Origin of the sequence: Pseudomonas sp. ACN8, from assembly GCF_002303925.1 — a bacterium.
Taxonomy (GTDB): Bacteria; Pseudomonadota; Gammaproteobacteria; order Pseudomonadales; family Pseudomonadaceae; genus Aquipseudomonas.
Genome location: NZ_MRCS01000053.1, coordinates 36,286 through 43,648, shown reverse-complemented (window position 1 = coordinate 43,648; position 7,363 = coordinate 36,286). Strand labels below are relative to the sequence as shown.

Here is a 7,363-nt window from a genome sequence, read left to right as displayed (position 1 = left end):
GGGTGCAGAAATCGGCGCCAGCGGTGGCGGCGACAGCCACGGCTTCAATGGCGGGCTGAAGGCCAGTTATCTGTTCTGACGGAGCACCATTCACTGGAGATCCTTGTGGGAGCGAGCCTGCTCGCGATGGCGGAGTGTCAGTCAACATGGATGTTGGATGTGATGACTTATTCGCGAGCAGGCTCGCTGCCACATTGGCTCATTGCTATACCTGAACCCCCGAGGGTTCAGGTATAGCTGAACTCATCGGCCGCGTTCGCAGGCCCTTTCTCACATCTGCGGGACTGATGCCGTAGGCACTCTGGAAATACTGGCAAAACCGCCCGACATTGCTGAAGCCGTGTTGCAGGGCCACGTCTGTCACCGAAGGCGACACCCCCTGGGACAGCGCGGCAAAGGCGCGCTCCAGGCGTACCTGCCGTTGATAGGCGACGATCGAAGTGCCCATGAAACGCTGAAAACCTTCCTGCAATGCGCGCAGGCTGACGTTGGTCAACTGCGCCAGTTCCGTGCCGCTGGCCAGGTGGTCGGGATGCGCCTGAATGTACTCGACGGCCAGCTTCACATGCCGTGGCGCTATCAGTGGGGAAGGGCGCCGCAGGGCTTCGGTGAAGTTGTGCGGCCAGGCTTCCAGCACCGCATCGACCAGCATTTCGCGAAGGCGCGAAGGCATCAGCGAACCCGTGTTGATCAGCAGGTCGAACTCGGTGCCCGTGGCCAGTTCAATCAACGCACGGATGCCCTGCAAGGCCGCCACATTCAGATCCACCACCGGCTCGAAATGCACCTTTTGCAGGATAGGTTTGCCCAACAGAGCCGACAGGCGCTCGGTGATCAGGCGGCGGCTGATCGAAATCCCGTGTTGTGCGTGGTTGTCGACAAAGCGCGTCGAGCGGACTTCGGCCTTGTCGATCGCCAGGCCTATTTGTGCGAAGCCGACCGACTCGGTGACGTGGTTGAAGATGATCTTGCCGGCGGTGGGAATGACGAAGGTGATTTCATCAAGGGGGGCGGGAAACGCCACCGTGAAATCACCGCGATAGTGCATGCGACGAAAACTGACACCTTCGTGCCGGCCATAGACCCCGCCAATGATGATGTTTTTCGGCGGCGGTGGAGAGTCTGAATAGAGGTTGCCGAACAGGTTCGAGAACAACGCGCCAAAGTCGTCGCAGCTCATGTCGTTGGACCTGATGATGATTTGCTTGCGCGTCGTGCTTGCGTACACCTGAAGTGGCACCTTGAGCGGATGGGCAAAGCCCTGGTACAGGAAACTGGGCGATCGGAGATCGAGCGGAAGCGGTTCGGGAAAGCGTTTGGACGTTATCAGTGAGTAATGACAGGTTTGTTACTGGTTGTTGCCGCGGGTCCCGTTTCCGTTCACCCGACGCCACCGCTCGCACCGGACAACCGGTGGCGCGAGCGGTACTGGCCTGCAAGGGGCGCGGCTATTTCACCGGCTCTGTTGCCTTGATATCCCCGCAAAAGATATCGACATTGCCATCGGTCGCAGCCGTTCGCACGACCACCGAATACTTGCCGTCAACCAGGGTTTGCAACGGCACAGGCGCGGTTCTGGTAAAAGTCCAGCCGCGTACGGGTTGGGCTTCGGTGTTGACGGTGTCGTTCATCGCGTAGGCGACTGACCCGGGTTGCTCGCAGGTGCCGTTATTGATGAACGAGTAAAGGCGCAGGGGCAGGGTAACCCCCATTGGAGCACCGCTGATGAAGAAACTGAGCCCGGTTTTCTTGTCCCAGTCGGTCAAGGTGACGGTGCCGATCTGACCGGCGTTTTGCCGGGTGGCGGCCAGGTTGACGTTTACGCCGTGGGTCGATGAAGTGGTGCAGCCGAAAAGGCTTGCCGCAACCATGAGTGCTGCCAGTGAGGTTTTGAGCTTCATTGCCAAACTCCTGAGTTGAAGAACTGCAATGGGGAGAATTAGCGGGTATAGCTCATTTATCGCTTTCATGACGTCGTCCATATAAGGCTTTTCATTTTTTAGTGGTGATGGTGGGGCATCTATCTCCTTCGCCAGCCATGTGGCGGCGTAGCCGTGCAAACCCGCTACATTTGTAACTGGTCGAGTCTGCGTGGATTGCCTGCCGGCACACGCGCTTCGATGCCAATGAAGGTTTGCAAGGGGGGGCGCGTGCAGTTAAAGGATTGTGCGGTCAGTTGAGCCCACTCATCATCTGCGTGGAAGATTTGCCACTGGAGTGACTGATGAACCAACAAGGCGGCCATCCGCAAGAGCGGATTACAGGCACTCCACAGCGGGGAACCTTGCGCAGCCTGTTGATCCCGGAGTGGCTCGACAACTACCGGCCAGACTGGCTGCGCAGCGATGTGGTCGCCGGGCTGACGGCAGCGGCGGTGGTCATTCCCAAGGCGCTGGCGTACGCCACCATTGCCGGCCTGCCGGTGCAAGTCGGGTTGTACACGGCGCTGGTGCCGATGGTGATCTATGCCGTGCTCGGCACGTCGCGCCCGCTCAGTGTCAGCACCACAACCACCCTGGCCATTCTCGCCGGCTCCGCGTTGGGCCAGATCAGCCCTGATGGCGATGCGGCGACCTTGCTCGCCGGCTCCGCCACGCTGGCCCTGATGGTGGGCGCGATCCTGATCGTTGCAGGGTTGCTGCGCCTGGGCTTCGTCGCCAATTTCATTTCCGAACCGGTGCTGGTGGGTTTCAAGGCCGGCATCGGCGTGGTCATCGTGCTCGACCAGTTGCCCAAGCTGTTGGGCACGCACATCGATAAAGGCGGCTTCCTGCACAACCTGGTGGCCACGGTCCAGAGCGTCGGCCATGCTTCGTTGCCGACCGTGGCGGTCGGTGTGTTCATGGTCCTGCTGCTGGTGGGCATGAAGCGTTTTACGCCAAGGCTGCCCGCACCCTTGATTGCGGTGGCGCTTGGCATCATCGGCATGAGCCTGTTTGGCCTGGAGCGCTTTGGTGTGTCCGCCGTCGGTGTGGTGCCGATCGGATTGCCTGCGCCGACCCTGCCGGTCTGGTCGATGGTCGAGACCCTGTGGTCCTCGGCGATGGGTATCGCGTTGATGAGTTTCACCGAAACCATCGCGGCGGGGCGCGCTTTCGCCCGCAGTGACGAGCCCGCGCCACAACCGAACCGGGAGCTGCTGGCCACGGGCGTCGCCAACATCGGTGGCGCGTTTCTCGGGGCCATGGTAGCCGGTGGCGGGACCACCCAGACAGCGGTGAACCGCCTGGCCGGCGCCCGTTCGCAACTGGCCGCACTGGTCACCGCTGCACTGGCACTGGGCACTTGCCTGCTGCTGGCACCGCTCATTGGCCTGATGCCCAATGCCACGCTCGCCGCCGTGGTGATCGTGTATTCGGTGGGCCTGATCGAACCGGCGGAATTTCGCGAGATCCTGTCGGTTCGTCGTACCGAATTTGCCTGGGCCGTGGTGGCCATGATCGGCGTGATACTGCTGGGCACGCTGCAAGGGATCGTCGTGGCGATCATCGTCTCGTTGCTGGCCCTGGCCTATCAGGTCTCGGACCCGCCCGTGCATGTCCTGGGACGCAAGCCCGGCACCAACGTCTATCGCCCGCAGGCCACCGACCACGCAGACGACGAACACTTTGACGGGCTGCTGTTGCTCAGGCCTGAAGGGCGGGTGTTCTTCGCCAATGCCGAGCGCATCGCCGACAAGATCCGGCCGCTGATTGACGAGGCGAACCCCAAGGTTGTGGTCCTGGACCTGCGCAGCGTGTTCGACCTGGAGTACACCGCGCTGAAAATGCTCACCGGGGCGGAACAGCAACTGCAGGAAAAAGGCATTTCATTGTGGCTGGTGGGCATGAGCCCGAGCGTATGGGAGATGGTCATCAAGGCCCCCCTGGGCCATGCGCTGGGCGAGGCGCGCATGTTCCTGAACCTGGAACTGGCGGTTGAACATTATCAGCGCAGTCGACGCTGAATGAACGCGGCCGGGGGCACTCCGGACGCTATGTGACGCATTGAAGGAGTTAACGGGCATGGCGAAGAAGAAGGCGGCAAGCAAAAGCAAACCGGTTGAAAGCGGCAAGCTCAAGAACAAGGTGTATCTCGAGGAACTGGCGCGGCTGCATGTCGAGATGGTCAAGCTGCAGGAGTGGGTGCAGCACACGGGCGCGAAGGTTTGCATTATCTTCGAGGGCCGTGATGGCGCTGGCAAGGGCGGGACCATCAAGGCGCTGACCGAGCGGGTCAGTCCGCGGCTGTTCCGGGTGGTGGCGTTGCCGGCACCGACCGAGCGGGAAAAAAGCCAGATGTATGTGCAACGCTATCTGCCGCACCTGCCGGCGGCTGGCGAAGTGGTGATCTTCGATCGCAGCTGGTACAACCGCGCCGGTGTGGAGCGGGTCATGGGCTTTTGCAGCGAAGAACAGGTGCGCAATTTTCTCACCTCGGTGCCGCGCGTCGAGCAGGCACTGGTCGAATCGGGAATCATCCTGATCAAGTACTGGCTTGAAGTAAGCCAGGAGGAACAGACCCGACGCCTCAAGGAGCGCATCACTGACGGGCGCAAGATCTGGAAGCTGTCGCCCATGGACCTCAAGTCCTATAACCGCTGGTACGACTACTCCCGTGCCCGGGACGACATGTTCGAGGCCACCGACACCGATTTTGCACCGTGGCGGGTCGCCAACTCGAATGACAAGCGCCGGGCGCGGCTGAACATCATCAGCGATGTGTTGGGCAGTATTCCTTATGAGGAAGTACCGCGGGCAAAAGTGAAACTGCCCAAGCGCCAAAGTCCCGGCAACTATCGGGATCCGAACTATCCGTTCAAGTTCATCGCGGAAAAATTCTAGACCGATGCATCGGGCAGGAGCCGGCCCACGCCAACTCCTGCTGCATGCCATCAGGCCTTGATCACGTACCCATACGCCCGGGTACGACCGCCTTCCTGCTTCAGGTACACCCCCTGCAACTCCGGCGTGAAACCGGGCAAGCGGTTGATGCCTTCTTCCAGCGCCAGGAAGTACTTGAGCACCGCGCCGCCCCAGATTTCCCCCGGTACCACGCACAAGACGCCTGGCGGATAAGGCAGCGCGCCCTCGGCGGCAATGCGCCCGTCGGCCTGCGCCAGCGCCACCAGTTCGACGTTGCCGCGGATGTACTCGATTTGCGCCTGTTGCGGGTTCATGGCCTTTTTCGGGAAGTGTTCCTTGCGGAACATGTCCTTCTGCAGTTGCTGCACGTTGTGGTGGCGATACAGGTCGTGCATTTCCTGGCAGAGCTGGCGAATGGTGTAGTTGCGGTAGCGTTCCTGATGCTGCGCGTAGATCGCCGGTAGCACCCGGCTCATCGGCGCGTCATCGCTGATGAATCGTTCGAAACGGGCGATTTGCGCCGCCAGGTGGGTCATCTTCGCCCAGTCTTCGGCCGGGGTGAGCAGGAACAGGATCGAGTTGAGGTCGCATTTTTCCGGGACGATGCCGTTCTCGCGCAGGAAGTTGGCGAGGATGCCGGCGTGTATGCCGAAGTCGGTATAGCTGCCGTCCACCGGGTCGATACCCGGCGTGGTGAACAGCAACTTGCACGGGTCGATGAAGTACTGCTTCTCGGCGTAGCCGGCAAAGGCGTGCCAGCGGTCCTTGGGGTGGAACTCGAAGAAGCGGATGTCGTTGGCGATTTCTTCCGTTGGATAGTCTTCCCACGCCCGCCCTTCAATAGCGTGCGGCACGAACGGGCGGACCAGGGTGCAGGCTTCGAGGATCAACTTGCGCGCTTCGATGCCGAACTTCACGCAGTCTTCCCACAGGCGCAGGCCGCTGCGGCCCGAATGAATGCGCGCGTTGACATCCAGCGAGGCGAACAACGGGTAGAACGGGCTGGTGGAGGCCTGGGCCATGAACGCGTTGTTGAGCCGGTGGTGGTTGCAATAGCGCGCCTGGCCTTTGATGTGGCGGTCCTTCTTGTGCACCTGGGAGGCCTGGGAAAAACCCGCCTGCTGCTTGTGCACCGACTGGGTGACGAAGATGCCCGGGTCGTTCTCGTTGAGATCGAGCAGCAGCGGCGAGCAGTCCTTCATCATCGGGATGAACTGCTCGTAGCCGACCCATGCCGAGTCGAACAGGATGTAGTCACACAGCTGGCCGATGCGGTCGACCACTTGCCGGGCGTTGTAGATGGTGCCGTCGTAGGTGCCCAGCTGAATGATCGCCAGGCGGAACGGCCGCGGCTGTTGCGCCTTGTCCGGGGCGACCTCGGCGATGAGTTCGCGCAGGTAGTCTTCTTCGAAACAGTGGGCGTCGATGCCGCCGATGAAGCCGTAGGGGTTGCGCGCGGTTTCCAGGTACACCGGCGTGGCACCGGCCTGCAGCAGCGCGCCCTGGTGGTTGGACTTGTGGTTGTTGCGGTCGAACAGCACCAGGTCGCCGGGGGTCAACAGGGCGTTGGTCACCACCTTGTTCGAAGCCGAGGTGCCGTTGAGCACGAAGTAGGTCTTGTCGGCGTTGAACACTTGCGCGGCGTGTTTCTGCGCCAGCAGCGCCGGGCCTTCGTGGATCAACAGGTCGCCGAGCTTGACGTCGGCGTTGCACATGTCGGCGCGAAACAGCGTCTCGCCGAAAAAGTCGAAAAACTGCCGCCCGGCCGGGTGCTTGCGAAAGAACTGACCGCCCTGGTGGCCTGGGCAGGCGAAGGTGGCGTTGGCGGATTCGGTGTAGTGTTTGAGGGCATCGAAGAACGGTGGCAGCAGGCTTGCTTCGTAGGCCTTGGCGGCGGTCTCCAGTTGGTTGCCGTGGTATTCGATGTTGCTGGGCGACAGGTCGAAGATGCCGTTCACTTGCAGCAGCACGTCGTTGAGGTGTTTGTAGACTTCTCGGGGGTGGGTGCTGGTGCCGGGGGACGCCACCAGGAAGATTGGAATATCAAAACCGGTGCGCTGAATGACGTCGAGGGATCCGGCCAACACATCATTGACCGACACCACGGCCACGGCGACGTCGGTGAAGTCGGTGTGACCGAGCGGGACCACCTCCCGAGCGTTCAGGAAACATTCAGATGCGCCTTCACTGGCGGCGATTTTCAGGGCTTTCATCGGTGGTGTCTCCTGGCGGGCACTCAATTGTCCGCAGCTTTTTTAGAGATCAACTTCCGGGAGAGCCTTCCAGTTCCCCTGCTCGGAAATCGGGTCACCACTGGTTATAGAGCATATTCCTGATCTGTCAGGCTTTTGACCGCGACCTTGCACATCTTGACGTGTGACGCCTCACGCCCTGTCGGTCAGGCGTGTACCAGCGCAATGGTGAACGAGACCACGATCATGCAGGCAAAAGCAAAATTGATATTCATGAGGTTTCCATCCGAAACATGAGTGACGGCGCCATCTTGAACAGGTCACGGG

5 protein-coding genes are annotated in these 7,363 nt (G+C 61.0%); 2 read left to right on the top strand and 3 right to left on the bottom strand.

What is annotated here, in order from left to right; genetic code table 11:
- Window positions 1-205: 205 nt before the first annotated feature.
- Together BSF44_RS24620 and BSF44_RS24615 are read right to left on the bottom strand one after the other, a co-directional pair.
- Complete coding sequence (locus tag BSF44_RS24620) at window positions 206-1,180, bottom strand: AraC family transcriptional regulator (protein ID WP_224790024.1); 975 nt, start codon at window positions 1,178-1,180, stop codon at window positions 206-208.
- A 268-nt stretch (window positions 1,181-1,448) separates the two neighbouring features.
- On the bottom strand, window positions 1,449-1,901 hold the full coding sequence (locus BSF44_RS24615) for a hypothetical protein (protein WP_095945721.1): 453 nt from the start codon (window positions 1,899-1,901) through the stop codon (window positions 1,449-1,451).
- A 323-nt stretch (window positions 1,902-2,224) separates the two neighbouring features.
- On the opposite strand from BSF44_RS24615, the gene BSF44_RS24610 reads away from it, so the two are divergent.
- Both BSF44_RS24610 and ppk2 read left to right on the top strand, forming a co-directional pair.
- Entirely contained in the window at window positions 2,225-3,946 is a 1,722-nt protein-coding gene (locus BSF44_RS24610; protein ID WP_095945720.1) for a SulP family inorganic anion transporter, read from the top strand.
- Window positions 3,947-4,004: 58 nt separating this feature from the next.
- Window positions 4,005-4,823 (top strand): polyphosphate kinase 2, encoded by an 819-nt coding sequence (ppk2, locus tag BSF44_RS24605; RefSeq protein ID WP_095945719.1) that lies wholly within the window; start codon window positions 4,005-4,007, stop codon window positions 4,821-4,823.
- Between the two features lie 50 nt (window positions 4,824-4,873).
- On the opposite strand, the gene speF is transcribed toward ppk2, so the two are convergent.
- A complete protein-coding gene (speF, locus tag BSF44_RS24600; RefSeq protein ID WP_095945718.1) occupies window positions 4,874-7,057 on the bottom strand; it encodes an ornithine decarboxylase SpeF in 2,184 nt (727 codons plus the stop codon).
- Between the last annotated feature and the right edge of the window lie 306 nt (window positions 7,058-7,363).